The sequence below is a fragment of the Gallionella capsiferriformans ES-2 genome (genome assembly GCF_000145255.1).
GTDB classification, from domain to species: domain Bacteria; phylum Pseudomonadota; class Gammaproteobacteria; order Burkholderiales; family Gallionellaceae; genus Gallionella; species Gallionella capsiferriformans.
This window is the reverse complement of sequence record NC_014394.1, coordinates 296,106-312,463: the sequence shown is the minus strand read 5'-3', so window position 1 is coordinate 312,463 and position 16,358 is coordinate 296,106. Positions and strand designations below refer to the sequence as shown.

The 16,358-nt window shown below is 54.1% G+C and carries 15 protein-coding genes and 1 tRNA gene; 1 reads left to right on the top strand and 15 read right to left on the bottom strand.

Going from position 1 to position 16,358, the window contains the following annotated elements; genetic code table 11:
- Position 1 precedes the first annotated feature (1 nt).
- The gene (ccoN, locus tag GALF_RS01350) at positions 2–1,432 is read right to left on the bottom strand and encodes a cytochrome-c oxidase, cbb3-type subunit I (protein WP_013292248.1); all 1,431 of its coding nucleotides are present in this window, start codon (positions 1,430–1,432) and stop codon (positions 2–4) included.
- Between the two features lie 397 nt (positions 1,433–1,829).
- Positions 1,830–1,920, bottom strand: a tRNA-Ser gene (locus GALF_RS01345).
- A 48-nt stretch (positions 1,921–1,968) separates the two neighbouring features.
- On the opposite strand from GALF_RS01345, the gene mltF reads away from it, so the two are divergent.
- A complete protein-coding gene (gene mltF / locus GALF_RS01340; protein WP_013292246.1) occupies positions 1,969–3,465 on the top strand; it encodes a membrane-bound lytic murein transglycosylase MltF in 1,497 nt (498 codons plus the stop codon).
- An 87-nt stretch (positions 3,466–3,552) separates the two neighbouring features.
- Here the strand turns inward: mltF and serS are convergent, their stop codons facing one another.
- The 13 genes from serS to bioF all read right to left on the bottom strand — a co-directional run bounded on the left by serS (position 3,553) and on the right by bioF (position 16,357).
- The gene (serS, locus tag GALF_RS01335; RefSeq protein WP_013292245.1) at positions 3,553–4,848 is read right to left on the bottom strand and encodes a serine--tRNA ligase; all 1,296 of its coding nucleotides are present in this window, start codon (positions 4,846–4,848) and stop codon (positions 3,553–3,555) included.
- 12 nt (positions 4,849–4,860) lie between these two features.
- Positions 4,861–5,574, bottom strand: a complete 714-nt coding sequence (locus GALF_RS14740; RefSeq protein WP_190274089.1) for a class I SAM-dependent methyltransferase — start codon at positions 5,572–5,574, stop codon at positions 4,861–4,863.
- 10 nt (positions 5,575–5,584) lie between these two features.
- Complete coding sequence (locus GALF_RS01325) at positions 5,585–6,904, bottom strand: replication-associated recombination protein A (protein WP_013292243.1); 1,320 nt, start codon at positions 6,902–6,904, stop codon at positions 5,585–5,587.
- A complete protein-coding gene (locus GALF_RS01320; protein ID WP_013292242.1) occupies positions 6,897–7,742 on the bottom strand; it encodes a KilA-N domain-containing protein in 846 nt (281 codons plus the stop codon). The genes GALF_RS01325 and GALF_RS01320 overlap by 8 nt, the downstream gene beginning before the upstream one ends.
- Positions 7,743–7,746: 4 nt before the next feature.
- Positions 7,747–8,361 (bottom strand): outer membrane lipoprotein chaperone LolA, encoded by a 615-nt coding sequence (lolA, locus tag GALF_RS01315; protein ID WP_013292241.1) that lies wholly within the window; start codon positions 8,359–8,361, stop codon positions 7,747–7,749.
- 75 nt (positions 8,362–8,436) lie between these two features.
- A complete protein-coding gene (locus GALF_RS01310) occupies positions 8,437–10,704 on the bottom strand; it encodes a DNA translocase FtsK (RefSeq protein WP_013292240.1) in 2,268 nt (755 codons plus the stop codon).
- The gene (locus GALF_RS01305; RefSeq protein ID WP_013292239.1) at positions 10,697–11,344 is read right to left on the bottom strand and encodes a response regulator; all 648 of its coding nucleotides are present in this window, start codon (positions 11,342–11,344) and stop codon (positions 10,697–10,699) included. Before GALF_RS01305 ends, GALF_RS01310 begins: the two co-directional genes overlap by 8 nt.
- Positions 11,345–11,435: 91 nt before the next feature.
- Positions 11,436–12,026, bottom strand: a complete 591-nt coding sequence (locus tag GALF_RS01300) for an SCO family protein (RefSeq protein WP_013292238.1) — start codon at positions 12,024–12,026, stop codon at positions 11,436–11,438.
- Entirely contained in the window at positions 12,013–12,723 is a 711-nt protein-coding gene (locus tag GALF_RS01295; protein WP_013292237.1) for a sulfite exporter TauE/SafE family protein, read from the bottom strand. Before GALF_RS01295 ends, GALF_RS01300 begins: the two co-directional genes overlap by 14 nt.
- Positions 12,724–12,790: 67 nt before the next feature.
- Positions 12,791–13,459, bottom strand: a complete 669-nt coding sequence (bioD, locus tag GALF_RS01290) for a dethiobiotin synthase (RefSeq protein ID WP_013292236.1) — start codon at positions 13,457–13,459, stop codon at positions 12,791–12,793.
- A 7-nt stretch (positions 13,460–13,466) separates the two neighbouring features.
- Positions 13,467–14,339, bottom strand: coding sequence for a malonyl-ACP O-methyltransferase BioC (gene bioC / locus GALF_RS01285; protein ID WP_013292235.1), 873 nt, complete (start codon positions 14,337–14,339; stop codon positions 13,467–13,469).
- Positions 14,332–15,219: an alpha/beta fold hydrolase gene (locus GALF_RS01280; RefSeq protein WP_013292234.1), complete on the bottom strand. Its 888-nt coding sequence runs from the start codon at positions 15,217–15,219 to the stop codon at positions 14,332–14,334. Before GALF_RS01280 ends, bioC begins: the two co-directional genes overlap by 8 nt.
- Positions 15,203–16,357, bottom strand: a complete 1,155-nt coding sequence (gene bioF, locus GALF_RS01275) for an 8-amino-7-oxononanoate synthase (protein ID WP_013292233.1) — start codon at positions 16,355–16,357, stop codon at positions 15,203–15,205. The genes GALF_RS01280 and bioF overlap by 17 nt, the downstream gene beginning before the upstream one ends.
- Between the last annotated feature and the right edge of the window lies 1 nt (position 16,358).

Below are 16,358 nucleotides of genomic sequence, written 5' to 3'. Positions count from 1 at the left end.
CTTATGCTTTAGCTGCGACAGCGTTTACGCCGCGAACAGCGCTAGCCTGACGAATAGTCATCACAACGTTGAACAGCATGATCCATGCGCCCAGATTGAAAATCGCACCGCCAACCGCACGCATTACATAGTAAGGATGCATAGCAGATACAGATTCAACAAAGGTGTAGGTCAACGTGCCGAACTCGTCGTAATCACGCCACATGAGACCCTGCATAATGCCGGACACCCACATTGCAACAACATAAGTTGTCGCGCCGATCAGAGCAACCCAGAAATGCACGTTCACGAGCTTGTCAGAATACATTTCGGTATTCCACAATTTCTTGACCATATGGTACAGAGCACCGAAGGAGATCATGGACATCCAACCCAGAGCACCAGCGTGTACGTGACCCACAGTCCAGTCAGTGTAATGAGACAATGCGTTTACAGACTTGATCGCCATAACAGGACCGTCGAATGTAGACATCGCATAGAACGCCATCGCAGTAACCAAGAAACGCAGGATGTAGTCGGTACGCAGCTTGTCCCATGCACCGGACAACGTCATCATACCGTTCATCGCGCCACCCCATGAAGGGATGATCATCGCCAGAGAAACAGCTGCACCGAGTGAACCGGTCCAGTCAGGCAATGCGGTGTATTGCAGATGGTGAGCACCCAGCCATACGTAACCGAAAGTCAGTGTCCAGAAATGCAGAACAGACAAACGATACGAGAACACTGGACGACCCGATTGCTTAGGGATGAAGTAGTACATGATACCGAGGAAGCCGCCGGTCAGATAGAAACCAACCGCGTTATGACCCCACCACCATTGAATCATCGCATCCTGAACACCAGAATAGATGGAGTACGAAGTCGCCCAATCCACTGGAATAGCCAAGCTGTTAACCACGTGCAGGTAAGTGATCATAACGATCATACCCATCGTGAACCAGTTTGACACATAGATGTGTGACGTCTTGCGGATACCGATCGTCATGATGTAATTGAGACCATATGACAGCCAAACCACGGCAATCATAATATCAACCCACCAAGGCAATTCTGCGTATTCCTTACCTTCTGACAGACCCAGAGGCAAAGTGATTACAGCCAGAACGATGATCAGATTCCAACCCCAGAACGTAAACCACGCCATGGTGTTGCTCCACAGCTTAGTAGCGCCGGTGCGTTGCACGATGTAGAAACCAGTCGCCATCAGTACACAACCACCAAACGCAAAAATCACCGCATTGGTATGCAGTGGACGCAGACGCCCGAAGGTAATTTCAGGAATGTCAAAGTTTAAAAACGGAAACGCTAATTCGAATGCGACATACACACCGATCAACGTACCTACTACCCCATAGATGACCGCCGCGATGGTAAACCATCTGACGATATCCATATCATACTTTACTGGTGTCGCTTGCGTAGCTTCCACAGTATCTCCTCCCAAGAGCAAAGTTTAAAAATAATGAGTTATTTGCTTCGCAACTGCCAAGCAATTAACCCATCTCTTCTTACAGCTTAAATAAAGCTGCGCAATCATGGCACATCCACAAGGTTTTAGTAAAGCAAATTGCGACAATCCGCCGCGCATTCCCACCTAAAACACTCAAGCTTTACCATGAATTGCATGAGCGAATAGTAGACGATATATGCGGGTGTCGTTTGATATAAATCAATCACTGAACGGATATCGGTTAATAAAAACACCCCGGTCATGGGCATTTCCAATCCGATGATAGAGAGGACTGTTCGCGTCCCGCGCGATACTGCCAGACGCCACCTCACTCAGAATTAAAAAAGGACACCCGAATGGGTGTCCTTTTTTAATTTGGCGGAGAGGGAGGGATTCGAACCCTCGGTACGGGAATACCGTACGCCTGATTTCGAGTCAGGTACATTCGACCACTCTGCCACCTCTCCGTGAGGCGAATTCTACCAGATACCGGTGATTTGGTGCAGAATGATGACATGCAACGACACAAACTTATAATCCGGCTGTTTCAAATCAGCGTTTTTTTTGCACTGATGCTGTTCGGCTATACCCATCTTAACAAGCACATCGCCTCCTGGAGTGACGAGGAACTGATCGTCGTCATCGCTCAAGACTCTACGCTCTCCGATGAAGAATTTTCCAAGCAGCTTGCCCAGCAGTTTGCTGACCATCTCTACGTCCCGTTAAAAATCATCTTGGTTCCTGCCGATCAAATCAGTGCCACACTGCAAAAGCATCAGGCGCATTTGTCGGCTTCGGGCTTCAGACTCGATCAAAAAAGCAGCGGACTCTTATTAGGCCCCGGCTTTTTAACGGTACGCGAGCAAGTCGCTTTCAATCAGGATCAGGATGCCCCTAAACACTTGAACGATCTGATTGGCAAACGCATTGCGGTTGTTGCCGGATCGACACACGAAAAGGCACTCATCGCACTAAAGGAGCAATTACCCCAACTCGCCTGGGAGTCGCGTACGATGCAAACCGTGGAGGATTTGCTAAAAGAAGTCGCTCAAAGATCGCTGGACTTCACCATCGCCAATCATGAGCAGATCTCTCAAATGCTCAATTACTACGAAAATCTAGCCGTTGCCTTCGATATTGGGAAACCGTCCAAACTTGCATGGGCCTTCCCTCACGATGCAGACAACGAATTGATCGCCGAGGCCGAACAGTTCTTCGCTGAAATCGAAAAAAATGGTGAACTGCACAAACTGCTGGATCGTTACTACGGTCATAACGACCGCCTGGCCACGCTAGACGCCGCTGAATTTATCGAACAGACAAATAAAACACTGCCTAAATTTCGCACCCTGTTCGAGAAGGCCGGCCGGATTGTTAACGAGGACTGGCGACTGATCGCCGCCATCGCCTATCAGGAATCGCACTGGGATCCGCTTGCCACCTCAATGACCAACGTACGCGGCATGATGATGCTAACTGAGGCTACCGCCGACCGCATGAACGTCACCAACCGGCTGGACGCCCGCGAGAGCATCAATGCTGGCGCAAAGTATCTCGAACTGATCAAAAAGCAATTACCCCCCCGCATAGAGGAACCTGAACGCACCTGGCTTGCGCTGTCCGCCTACAATCAAGGCCAGGGACACTTAGAAGATGCACGCACGCTGACAGCACGCAAAGGCGGCAATGCAGATTCCTGGGTGGAAGTAAAAAAATGGCTGCCGCAACTTAACAATCCGGTTTATTTCGAAAAACTTAAACACGGCTATGCCAGAGGCGGAGAAGCGGTTATTTTTGTCGAAAACATCCGCGCCTATTACGACATGCTGACCCGCCTGACTGACGACACAACTCCTGCTCGCGACTACCAGCTTGTCAGCACACGTGAAAAACCCGCCTTTTCCCTGCACACACCACGCAAACTTAAAGCAACGGCAGGCGGCGACAAAACAGAGGCTTCCTATTCACTATCCGATCAGCGATCCATTGACGGACAACACCCACCCTTATAAGCGCCTCAATTTCATGAGAACTTGTCCATCCGCGAGTTGATTGTTTTAGCTTCGTGCCTGCTTAGCCTTTGAACTTCGCAGAAACAATCAACTCGCGGACAACACTGCTAAACCACCCATGTAGGGTCTCAACACTTCCGGTATAGAGATACTTCCATCCGCGAGTTGATTGTTTTCCAGCACAGCAACTAAGGTGCGGCCGACTGCCAAACCAGAGCCATTCAACGTATGCAGCAACTCAGGCTTGCCTGTCCCGCTTTTGAAACGCGCCTGAAGGCGGCGCGCCTGAAACGCCTCGAAATTGCTGCACGAGGAAATCTCACGATAGGTATTTTGGGCAGGCAACCAAACTTCAATGTCATAGGTCGTCGCCGATGAAAAGCCGATATCGCCCGTGCACAATCTCACCACGCGATAATGCAACCCCAGCTTCTGCAAAATTGCTTCAGCATGCCCCAGCAATTGCTCTAGCGCCGCGTAAGAATCATCAGGATGCACAATTTGCACCAGTTCAACCTTTTCGAACTGATGCTGGCGTATCAAACCGCGCGTATCGCGTCCGGCCGAACCTGCTTCGGAGCGAAAACAGGGCGTATGCGCAACATATTTGAGCGGTAACTGTTCAAGCGGGATAATTTCATCACGCACCATATTGGTCACGGGCACTTCGGCGGTTGGAATCAAATAAAAATTCTGCATACCGCCCTCGCCCATCTGACGCGGCACAGCAAACAAATCTTCCTCGAATTTGGGCAATTGCCCTGTGCCGCGCATCGAATCCGCATTCACCAAATACGGCACATACACCTCAGTGTAACCATGCGTGTCGGTGTGCGTATCCAGCATAAACTGCGCCAGTGCACGGTGCAGGCGAGCCAGCCCCCCTTTCAGCACAGAAAAACGTGCGCCGGAAATTTTGGCGGCCGTCTCAAAATCCAGTCCGCCTAAAGCCTCACCCAGTTCAACGTGATCTTTCACCGCAAAATCAAATACCGGTACGCTGCCGCTTTTACGCACTTCCACGTTGTCAGCCTCCGAACCGCCTATCGGCACACTCTCATGCGGCATATTGGGCAGACCTTCGAGCAACTGCTGCAATTGACCCTGCAACGCACCCAACTGCACTTCGATCGACTTGAGCTCTTCGCCAACTAGCGTTACTTCAGCCATGATCGCAGTGGTGTCCTCGCCTTTCGCCTTGGCCTGCCCGATCAGCTTGGAGGCGCTGTTGCGCTTCGATTGCAATTCCTGAGTGCGCACCTGTATCGCTTTACGCGCGGCTTCAAGTTCCCCAAAACGCGCGGTGTCGAGCACGAAGCCTCTTGTCGCCAATCGAGCTGCCACACCATCCAAATCACTGCGCAAAACCTGAATATCTAACATATTGCTTTATCCTTATGCACCCGCGCCATCGGCTGCGGGCTTTTTCAAAATATAAATGATGACTTCCCCGTAATAGGGAATCTCGCCGCGCAACTCCGCCGGCAACTTGCGATTGAAAATGGGGCGCAGCGCCTCGCTCCAGAGATTTTTCCCTGTCATTCTGTTGACCGCGACCTCTAGAATTTCCAGCCCCGCTTTGCGCACCGCACCCCGCACAAAAGTCATATCGATGGGATGCAAGTGCCACGCCATTTTGTGATGTGCGCTGACGGGTTTGAAATACTTGTGAAAGCCGTGCACATAGGTGGAGCGTCTGGAGCGATAGCTGTCCACATTAGGCGTTGACAGAATCACCAGACCGCCCGGTTTCACCAGTCGCGCGCATTCGCGCATGAAAAACGACGGGTTTTCCAGATGCTCAATTCCTTCGATAGAAACCAGCGCGTCAAACTCTCCGTCTGCAAACGGCAGAATCAGATTAGCATCCGCCAGCACACGGCGCGCCTTATCGAAATAAAAAGGCTCTACCGCTTCAAGATCAACAGCGGTGACATCCATACCGAGCTGCGAGAGCCGCGCCGAAAACATCCCAGCGCCACAGGGCAGATCACACACCTTTAAACCCGCAGGCAGGTATTGCTGCACCAGTTCCAGCACCCGGTTATGCGTATTGGGCGCTGCGGCATGTTCAGGCCAATCATCTGAATTTGTTTGAAAATCGCTCAAGCCAGCCCCTTTATTTATTGCTGCCTGCACGAGCCTGCTCATCGAGCTCCCGCAGACGCGTTAATTTTTCTGAAATTTTTCCTTCCAAGCCGCGTTCGGTAGGCTGGTAAAAGCTCACGTCGGGCATGCCGTCGGGAAAATAATTTTCGCCCGCAGCATAACCACCCGCTTCGTTATGCGCATAACGATAGTCGCGCCCGTAATCGAGCTGCTTCATCAATTTGGTCGGCGCATTGCGCAAATGCAGCGGCACTTCCCGCGAACCATCTTGAGCGACAAAGGCGCGGGCGGCATTATACGCGACATAGCCCGCATTCGACTTAGGCGCACAGGCAAGATAGATTACCGCTTGTGCGAGCGCCAATTCGCCTTCCGGAGAACCTAACCGCTCATAGGTTTGCGCCGCATCATTCGCCAACTGAATGGCCCTGGGGTCGGCCAGACCGATATCCTCCCACGCCATCCGCACGATGCGCCGCGCCATATAGCGCGCATCCGCACCACCATCCAACATCCTCACCAGCCAGTAAAGTGCCGCATCCGGGTTAGAGCCGCGCACCGATTTGTGCAACGCGGAGATCTGATCATAGAAAGCTTCGCCGCCCTTATCGAAACGTCGCAGGTTTTGCGCCAGCGTATTATCGAGAAAAACGCTATCGATAAGCGTTTTACCCGCGGTTTCGGCGGCTGTCTGCAACTGCTCGAGCACATTGAGCAGTCGGCGCGCATCGCCATCCGCGTAACCAATAACACGTTCATGCGCATCGTCCGCAAAGCTCAAACCGGGCATAGCCACGGCTTGCGCACGCTCAAATAATTGCCCCAGCTCCTCTTCCGACAAGGCATGCAGCACATACACCTGCGCGCGGGAGAGCAGCGCGTTGTTTACTTCAAAGGAAGGATTTTCGGTGGTTGCGCCGATAAAAGTGACCAGACCTTGTTCGACAAACGGCAGAAAGGCATCCTGCTGCGACTTGTTGAAGCGGTGTACCTCATCCACGAATAGGATGGTATGGCGGCCGTTCTGCTGCAACACGCGCTGCGCCTGAGCAATTGCTTCGCGGATGTCTTTGACGCCTGACAATACGGCGGACAGGGGCATAAATTCGGCATCAAAAGCCGATGCCATCAGCCGCGCCAAGGTGGTTTTCCCCACACCCGGCGGCCCCCACAAAATCATTGAATGCAGACGACCGGATTGAAAGGCCAGCCGCAACGGACGCCCCTCGCCCAGTAAATGCGACTGACCGATCACCTCATCGATGTGTTTCGGGCGCAAGCGTTCTGCAAGCGGCGCATCCGGTTGCGCGGCGGCGAACAAATCATTCATTCAGCGTTTCCACTGGCTTTGCCAATTTTTTAACCATACGATTACCCAGCAGTGACTGCATCTGACTAATCGCGATGTTGTTCAACTGAGTCAAGCGCTCGGACGGCTCAAGTCCTTGATGAATCAGCACCGCATTGATACTTTCCAGATTCGACAACACCACCAATTGTTCCAAGGTCGCAACATCGCGCATATTTCCCGGCACGTCCGTATTTGCTTGTCGCCACTGCACAGCCGTCAAACCGAACAGCGCAACATTCAGCAAATCGGCCTCGCTGGCGTAGATGATGCCAGTCTGCGCCTTGGTTAAGCGCGACGGGATCAGCCGTTCTTTAATGGCATCGGTGTGTGTCTTGTAATTGACCTTGGACAAGGTGCGCTGAAAACTCCATTCCAGCGAGGCGGTGCTAGCTTCTTTGTCTTTGAGGCGTTGAAATTCCTTGATGAGGTAGAGCTTAAATTCCGGGCTAAGCCATGAGCCAAACTCGAAGGCAATATCGCGGTGGCCGTAGGTGCCGCCGTAGCGCCCCGCTTTGGCATACAGCCCAATTGCACCCGTGGCATCTATCCATTTCTTGGCTGACAGAAAAAAACTATTGCGCCCAGCCTCGTTTCTAATTCCCTCGAATTCGGGGGAATTAGAATTAAAGCCGGGGTTGTTGAGTTGCTCCCATACTCCCAAAAACAGCACGGTATCCTTGTTTTTGAGCCATTGTTCGATCAAAGCACTACCGCCATCGAAGTGCTTGACCATATCGGTGAGCGAGATGTAGTCCTGCTCTTCGCGAGTAACAATGGTGATGTCACCGCCTTTGACGTTGATGGTGCGGCTTTTCATGCGACTAATCTCCAGCGATCACATCCGCACCCGCAGGCGGCGTGAACTGAAATTGCTGCGCAGACACCCGAGGATTGCGTTGCATCCCGGAGAATCGCAGCACGGTTTTATGACCAAAGGTATCGTTCAGCTCCATCGCAACCAGACTAGCATCCGCATCAAACCCCATCAGCACAGCGGAAAAACTGCTGTCCTGCGCTTTGGGCGTGGCCTGCAGCCATTCGAACCCCTCGCGGCTGCCAGCCTCTTTCAATACAAAGCCACGCTCGATCTCATTACTACCGGCCAGCAAGGCGGCAGGACTACTGCCCAGCGCCGCATCGAGTTTTTTCACAGAAACCTGATTCAAGTCTTTGTCATACAGCCAGAATTTTGCACCATCGCCAACAATGATCTGCTCATACGGTTTTTGGTACGTCCAGCGAAAACGCCCCGGGCGCTGAAACTGCATCACGCCGGAGGCGCTTTGCATGCGTTTACCATTTTGGTCCTGCACGACCTGAGTAAAATTCGCCTGAGCCGAATGGGTCGCCGCTATAAAGGTTTTCAGTTTCTCGATGGCGCCGGCTTGCGCGCTAAACGACAGTGCTGCCAGCAAGATTGCAAGGATATATTTCATTGTTTTTCTCTATGTAAATTAGGCGCGAGGAGTGACTTAAAGGCTGAACTGAGGATTTCCCTCAATCCTCGATCTTCATTCCTGCCTTTGCGGTGCGATCACTTCGCGATTGCCGTTACTCTGCATCGCCGTGACGATCCCCGCCGCTTCCATTTGTTCGACCAGACGTGCCGCGCGGTTATAGCCGATGCGCAAATTGCGTTGCACCAGTGAAATCGAGGCGCGCCGCGACTTGACCACAATCTCAACCGCCTGATCATATAAAGGATCCGACTCCGCATCGAGGGTCGGCGACACACCGCCATCATCTCCCGAGTCTTCCAGCGAATTGAGCACCCCGTCGATATATTGCGGCTCACCCTGTGATTTCAGATACTCGGCGATGCGATGCACTTCCTGATCGGACACAAAGGCGCCGTGCACCCGTTGCGGATAACCTGTACCGGGCGGCAAATACAGCATATCGCCCTGGCCCAGCAATGCTTCCGCCCCCATCTGATCAAGAATCGTGCGGGAGTCAATCTTGGAAGACACCTGAAACGCGATTCGGGTCGGCACGTTAGCTTTAATCAGTCCGGTAATCACATCCACCGACGGGCGCTGGGTCGCTAGAACCAGATGGATGCCGGAGGCGCGCGCCTTCTGTGCCAGACGCGCAATCAGCTCCTCGATTTTTTTGCCTACCACCATCATCAGATCCGCCAGTTCATCGATGAACACGACGATCAGCGGCAATTCATCCAGTGCCTCAGGATCATCCGGCGTCAACGAAAACGGATTGGTCAACGGCTTGTCCGCCTTGATCGCTTCGCGATGCTTCTGATTGAAGCCTGCGATATTGCGCACGCCGAAGTGCGACATCAAGCGGTAACGCTTGTCCATTTCCTGCACACACCAGTTAAGGCCTGAGGCAGCCTGACGCATATCGGTCACCACAGGGCAGAGCAGATGAGGAACGCCTTCATAGACTGATAATTCCAGCATTTTCGGATCGATCAGCAACATGCGCACCTGCTGGGGGGTAGCCTTGTAGAGTATGCTCAGTATCATCGCGTTAATACCCACCGACTTGCCTGAACCCGTAGTACCCGCGACCAGCACATGCGGCATTTTAGCCAGATCAGCTACCACCGGTTTACCGGAAATATCCTTGCCCATCGCAATTGTCAGCATGGAATGCATGTCGGCATACACTTGAGAGCCCAGAATTTCGGACAACTGCACCATCTGCCGTTTGGCATTCGGTAACTCCAGCGCCATGTAACTCTTGCCAGGAATCGTCTCGACCAGCCGGATGCTCACAACCGACAAGGCGCGCGCCAGATCGCGCACCAGATTGGTGATCTGACTGCCCTTCACGCCGACGGCGGGTTCAATTTCATAGCGCGTAATAACAGGCCCGGGAAAAGCGGCCACCACTTTGACTTCAACGCCAAAGTCTTTCAACTTGCGCTCGATCAGCCGCGAGGTAAATTCCAGCGTATCGGCGGAAACCGTCTCGACCTGATGCGTTGCAGGATCCAGCAGATGCAGCGGCGGCAACGGTGAGTCCGGCATGTCGGCGAACAGCGTGATCTGTTTTTCCTCGCTCGCTCGCGCCGATTTGACGACTTCCATCACGGGTTGCTCGATGTATATCGGCTGATGCACTTCTACGCGCTTCTTCTCTACTTCGACCACCGCCCCCCGCTCAGTGGTGGCCTGTGCACCAATACGTTTATCCTGACGCGTCTGCCAGAACTGTCGTCCCCAGTAATAAATGGCTTCCAGTCGCGCGCCCAGCCAGTCCATGAAACGCAGCCAGGACAACCCGCTAAAAATACTGAAACTGCTCGCCATCAGCGCCAGCAACAGCAAGGTTGCACCGGTAAAACCCAGTAGACGCGACAAGGCATCGCCAATCAACATGCCAAACATGCCGCCGGGTGCCAGCGGCAAAGGCGTTGCAAGCGTATGCAGCCGTATCGCTTCGAGCGCACTGCTAGAAAGCAACAACAGGCAAAAACCGATGAAAGACACCCAAAGCGTGCGTTTACAGAAAACGCTATCGGCGCGCAATCTGCGATACCCCGCCCACACCTGCTGCAGCATAAACAAAACCAGCCACCATGCGGAAACCCCCAGCAGGTAGAACAGTAAATCGGACACGTAGGCGCCCAGTACGCCGGTCGGGTTGAGAATTTTCGTGCTAGCCGTGCTGTGTGACCAGGCGGAATCGTCCGGATGGTAGCCGAACAAAGCCACGGCAAAATATACCGCACAGACTGCCAGTAGCAGCCAACGCGATTCGCGCAACAAACCGAGCAAAGTGTTTCCCGGTAAATCGCGACTGCCTTCAGCCATGCGCGCCCCCGACCAGACCTAAACGCTCAGCCACTCGCACCGCTTCCAATCGACCATTCACTTTCAGCGTCTGATATACCGCCGCAACATGAATTTTGACCGTGCCTTCAGCCAGATGGGTATGGGATGCGATTTCCTTATTACTCATGCCCGCGCAAATGTGCTCGAGCACTTCCATCTGACGCGGGGTCAGTCCATAGCCATTGGTGTGCATACTGCGCTTGTCAACGGCCTGTACGCTACGCTGGCGAAAAATCTCCGGCGGCACGTAAATTTCTCCGGACAGCACCCGTTTCAACGCCGCCAGCATCGCATGCGAAGTTGAACTCTTACAGATAAAACCAGATGCGCCATAATCCATTACTTTTTCCATATTTGCTAATGCATCGTCTCCTGACACCACTACCACCGGAATGCGCGGAAAACGCTGATGAAAATAGCTGACCGATCTTGCCCCTTCGCTGCCGGGCATATTTAAATCGAGCAACACCAAATCAAGCTCGGGATGCTGAGCAACCACTTTCAAACATTCCGGAAAGTTGTTAACTTCCAGCAATTCCAGTGTATCTGACAACTGTTGCAACACATAGCGCATGCCATCCCGAAACAGCGCGTGATCGTCCGCCATTAAAATCTTCATACTTTCCCCCCGGATAAGTAGCCCTTCAACGGGCCGTGCCCAATCATAACATCCGGCAAGCCCAAACTGACAACCTGCCCCTGACAGACGGCTAAGACTTTCCTAGCGCCAACAGCAGGCGGATATCCTGCTCCAGCCAGTCTGTGCGCTGTGCAAAAGGGGACAACAGACGTACCCGCCCGTCCGTATCGATCAAAAATGAGCCTGCGCTATGATCGACGTTGTAACCGGTCGCTGTCGCCTGCTTCTGATACATCACGTCAAAGACCTTGGCTACTTGAGCCGTACTGCCTGCATCTCCGAACAAACCGAGGAAAGAGGGGTGAAAAGCCGGCACATATTGCGCAAGCAACGCCTGCGTGTCGCGCTCAGGATCGACGGTAACAAACAACACTTGCACTCTGTCAGCGTCTTTTCCTAAACGCGTCATGACCTGCGATAAGTCCGCCATCGTGGTCGGGCATACATCGGGACAATGCATATAACCAAAAAACAGCACCACCACCTTACCGCGAAAATCGTGCAACGTACGTAATTTTCCGGTGTGATCAGTCAATTTAAAATCCGCACCGGCGTACTTGGCACCCACTTCCGCAGCATGAAATGGCGAGGGCAACTTAGGCTCGCCACAACCTGCGATAAATAACATCAGTAAAAAAACGAACCCGTTACGCAGCAACATGGCAACTCCCCGCCCAGCCGTTCACATAAAAGGTGTAACCGACCTTGGTCAGACCATACATCCCAATTCCCACCACCAGCAACCCTGCGACACGTCGTACTTTGGGTGACTGCACCCAGCCCCGCATGTTTTCCCAGAACAAACCAATCGCCAGCAAGTTCGGCAAGGTGCCAAGGCCAAAGGCCAGCATGACCAGCGCACCGGTTGACGCCTGACCACTGGCCAGCGCTGTGATCAGCACACTGTACACCAGACCGCAAGGCAGCCACCCCCAAAGCGTGCCAAGCAAAAAAGCACGCAGCGGCGTCGAGACAGGAAACAGGCCGCGCGTCAAAGGCTGGATGCGTTGCCACAGCAGCTTCCCTAAGGTTTCTATACGGCGCACCGCCCCCCAAAGACCGGCCAGATACAGCCCGAGCGCAATCAACATCAAACTGGATAAGGCGAACAGCAAATGCTGTACCGGCACCACATCGCGCAACAGCAAACCCGCCTGCCCCACAGCACCGGCCAGCAAACCTGCCAGCGTGTAGCTGGTCACCCGCCCGCCGCTGTAGGCCAGATGAAAGGGCCAGCGCGCACCGCCCGCGGGCAATTGCGTTGTCAGGATACCCACCAAACTGCCGCACATTCCAAGACAGTGCACGCCGCCCAGCAAACCTACGAAAAACACCGCAATGATGCTAAATTCAGTCATAAGATATAGTGGATAGTGGATAGTGGATAGTGGATAGTGGATAGTGGATAGTGGATAGTGGCAGAGTTTAATGCTTTAACAGCGTCATATCCAAAAACCTCACCACCTCCGAAGCATCCGGGGCGTTCTGATGATGCGGCACCACACCCAGCAACGGCCCTTTAATCCGCTCAGTCAAGGCCTCTATATTTTCGTTCAGCATACGCATCTCTCCATCCACGCAATTGGCCACCCAGCCCGCCAGTTTCAGTCCGCACCGGGTAATCGCATCAGCCGTTAATAGTGCATGATTAAGGCAACCGAGCCGCATTCCAACTACCAGTATGATAGGGAGTTTCAACTGCCGCGCCAGATCTGCGCTATCCTGCCCCTCGTTCAACGGCACGCGAAAACCACCCGCCCCCTCGACAACGACCACATCCGCCTGACTCTCAAGCTCGCTGTACGACTGAAGTATCCGCTCCAGACTGATCCTTACCCCGACAAACTTTGCTGCCAGATGAGGTGCGACGGCGCGCTCAAAACTGTACGGATTGATCTGACCGCGACTTGCCAGCACGTTGCTAGCGGCAAGCAAGGCTCTGACATCTTCGTTCATGCCGCCATCATCGCACCCTGCCGCAACCGGCTTCATCCCCACGACACTCAATCCTTGTCGGGCAAACCCGTGCAACAGTGCGCAGCTAATCAGCGTCTTACCCACACCGGTGTCTGTTCCCGTCACAAAAAAGTTCATGGCAACCTCATTTTATTTTGAAAGATGTCTTAATAATGGCGGCGCCATCACGATTCACACGCGGCGCAGGTTTCCATGCATGGCCATAGACCACTTCATAGGTCGCAGGCAATTTGCCGTCACGCCTAAGTTTCTCATAGTTTTCCAGCAATCGCGCCCACGCCGCTTTCCCCATCAGCCCCTGCCCGCGTCCTGCCGTCGTATTATGCGCACCGATCGCTTTGAGATCCTGCAACACACCCCGCACATCCTCATAGGTCAGCGTCAGATATTCCATATCCATCACCGGCTCAGCGAATCCCGCCTGCACCAGCATATCGCCGATGTCATGCATATCGGCAAAACGATTCAGATGACTGCGTTCGTCCACCCCTTTGAACGCCTGCCGCAATTCTTTCAGTGTATCAGGGCCCAGCGTGCTGAACATCAGCAAGCCCTCGGTTTTTAACACCCGATGCAATTCGACGAAGGTGGCCGGTAAATCATTGCACCACTGCACAGCAAGATTCGACCAGACCATATCCAGACTATTCGCTGCCAGCGGCAAGGCTTCCACATCGGCACACACCGGCAACTGACGGCAGCCGCCGAATAATTTTTGCCACCAGCTTGAACGGCTTTTCGAGGTCTGCAACATGCCGATGGCGATATCCAGCGAGATCACCTGCGCGGCGGGGTATTTTTCCGCCAGCTGACGCCCGCCCCAGCCTGTGCCACTGCCCGCGTCAAGCAGACGCGCTGGCTGCAATTTGATGTATTCAAGGCGTTCGAGCATGCGCATACACACTTCGCGCTGCAACACGGCGCTTGCGTCATACCCCTCTGCCGCACGGGAAAAAGCCTGGCGCATCGCTTTTTTATCGATTACAAATTCATTCATGCAAGAAGTCCGCCACCTGTTTTACAAATTCTTCGGGATGCGACAAAAATGGAACATGGGCCGCACCTTCTACCGTCACCAGTCGCGCCTGCGGCAATTTCGCCGCCATAAACTGCATCGCAGCCAGCGGCGTGAGCGTGTCGCAACTACCTGCGATCAGCAACGCAGACTGTTTTATTTTTACCAACACATCGCGTAAATCACTGTCGCGCAAAATTTCCAGCCCCGCCTGCAACGAGACGAAATCCGGCTCATCGCGCAAAGCCTGACTACGCCGCAAAATGGCCAGCAACTCGCGCTCGCGCTCCCCGCCGCGCACTTGCAGCCCGAGAAACCGGCGCAACGTCTGCGCACTATCCTGCCGCAATGCGTCAGAAAAGGCTGCCAACGTATCGTTCTCCATCGCACAGGGCCAGTCAGCTTTCTGTGTAAAGCAGGGCGTCGCGGCAACCAGCACCAGTCGCTGTACCTGTTCCGGATAACGCATCGCCCAGCGCAGCGCGACCTGTCCGCCCAGCGACCAGCCGCAAAGGCTTAGCGGTTCCGTGAATTGTGCGGATAATTGATCGACAATACGATCCAAGGAGAAGCGAGAAGGGGGAAGGGGGAAGGGCAAAACCGCCGCTCCGAACTCTTCTCCCTTAAGCACCAAAGATGCGTCCCCTTCTCCCTTTAGCGCCGAAGGCGCGCTCCCCTCAATCCTCGATCCTCGATCCTCGATCCTGCTGTATCCGTGCCCGGGCAGATCCACCGCCATCACCTTAAAATGCGTCGCTAATTGCGGTAAAACATCGCCCCACATTCCGCTGTGGGCACCCCAGCCGTGAATGAACAACAACGGCGCACCCGAGACACCGTGACGATCAACGTGCAAGCTCATGCAAGGCCTCCAGCAATCGACTGACATCGTCTTCCGTGTGAGCAGCAGACAAAGTGATGCGCAGACGTGCCGTGCCCGCGGGCACGGTCGGCGGACGGATCGCCGCCACCCATATCCCGCGCGCGCGTAATGCCATGCTCAGCGCCAGTGCCGCCTGATTATCGCCTACCAGCAGCGGCTGGATCGCCGTATCGGAGGGCATCAACTGCCAGGGCAATCCGTGCAAACCCGTGCGCAGCTGCGCAATCAGCTGATGCAAGTGCGCGCGCCGTCGATCTTCTTCCGCGATCAGCTGCAAACTTTGTCGCAGTGCGCAGGCTAGAGCCGGCGGCGAGGCCGTGGTGTAAACATAGCTGTGCGCATTGTTGATCAGCGTATCAATCACCGCCTGTTCTGCGGCGACAAAGGCACCGGATACACCAGCCGCTTTACCCAGCGTCGCCATGTAGATGATGCGCGGTGAACTGAGGCCAAAATGCGACAGGGAACCGCGCCCCTGATGACCCAGCACGCCAAAGCCGTGTGCATCATCAACCAATAGCCAGGCGTCATGCGCCACGCACAGCGCCAGCAACTCGGGCAAGGGCGCCATGTCGCCGTCCATACTAAATACCGCATCAACGCAAATGAGTTTTCGTCCGCGCCCCGTCTGTGCCAGCAGGACGGCTAACTGCGCCATGTCGTTGTGACGATAACGCTGCACCGTCGCGCGCGAGAGCAGCATCGCATCATTGAGCGAAGCGTGATTGAGTTTGTCGGCAAATACCGTATCGCCGCGACCTACCAAGCCCTGCACCACCCCCAGATTCGCCATGTAACCCGTGGAAAAGAGCAAAGCGGCAGGCTTACCGGCGAAGGCGGCCAGCTCGCATTCCAGCTGTTCATGCGGCGTAAAATGACCGCAAACCAGATGCGCGGCACCCGCCCCGACACCATACTCCGCCGCCCCCTGCTGCAGTGCGGAGATAATGTCCGGATGGTTCGCAAGTCCCAAATAATCGTTGCTGCTAAACGATAAATACGGCTTTCCCTCCACGACCAATTCAGGCGTTTGCGGACTCGATACCGTACGCCGCTGGCGCAGCAAGCCCCGCGCGCATCGCTCGTCGAGTTCTAGTTGAAGTTCAGTGAAAGGCAAC

Coding starts and splice junctions, on each gene's coding strand:
- mltF (WP_013292246.1), top strand. CDS start 1,969: ATGCAACGACACAAACTTATAATCCGGCTGTTTCAAATCAGCGTTTTT.
- serS (WP_013292245.1), bottom strand. CDS start 4,848: ATGTTAGATATTCAGGTTTTGCGCAGTGATTTGGATGGTGTGGCAGCT.
- GALF_RS01325 (WP_013292243.1), bottom strand. CDS start 6,904: ATGAATGATTTGTTCGCCGCCGCGCAACCGGATGCGCCGCTTGCAGAA.
- GALF_RS01320 (WP_013292242.1), bottom strand. CDS start 7,742: ATGAAAAGCCGCACCATCAACGTCAAAGGCGGTGACATCACCATTGTT.
- lolA (WP_013292241.1), bottom strand. CDS start 8,361: ATGAAATATATCCTTGCAATCTTGCTGGCAGCACTGTCGTTTAGCGCG.
- GALF_RS01310 (WP_013292240.1), bottom strand. CDS start 10,704: ATGGCTGAAGGCAGTCGCGATTTACCGGGAAACACTTTGCTCGGTTTG.
- GALF_RS01305 (WP_013292239.1), bottom strand. CDS start 11,344: ATGAAGATTTTAATGGCGGACGATCACGCGCTGTTTCGGGATGGCATG.
- GALF_RS01300 (WP_013292238.1), bottom strand. CDS start 12,026: ATGTTGCTGCGTAACGGGTTCGTTTTTTTACTGATGTTATTTATCGCA.
- GALF_RS01295 (WP_013292237.1), bottom strand. CDS start 12,723: ATGACTGAATTTAGCATCATTGCGGTGTTTTTCGTAGGTTTGCTGGGC.
- bioD (WP_013292236.1), bottom strand. CDS start 13,459: ATGAACTTTTTTGTGACGGGAACAGACACCGGTGTGGGTAAGACGCTG.
- bioC (WP_013292235.1), bottom strand. CDS start 14,339: ATGAATGAATTTGTAATCGATAAAAAAGCGATGCGCCAGGCTTTTTCC.
- GALF_RS01280 (WP_013292234.1), bottom strand. CDS start 15,219: ATGAGCTTGCACGTTGATCGTCACGGTGTCTCGGGTGCGCCGTTGTTG.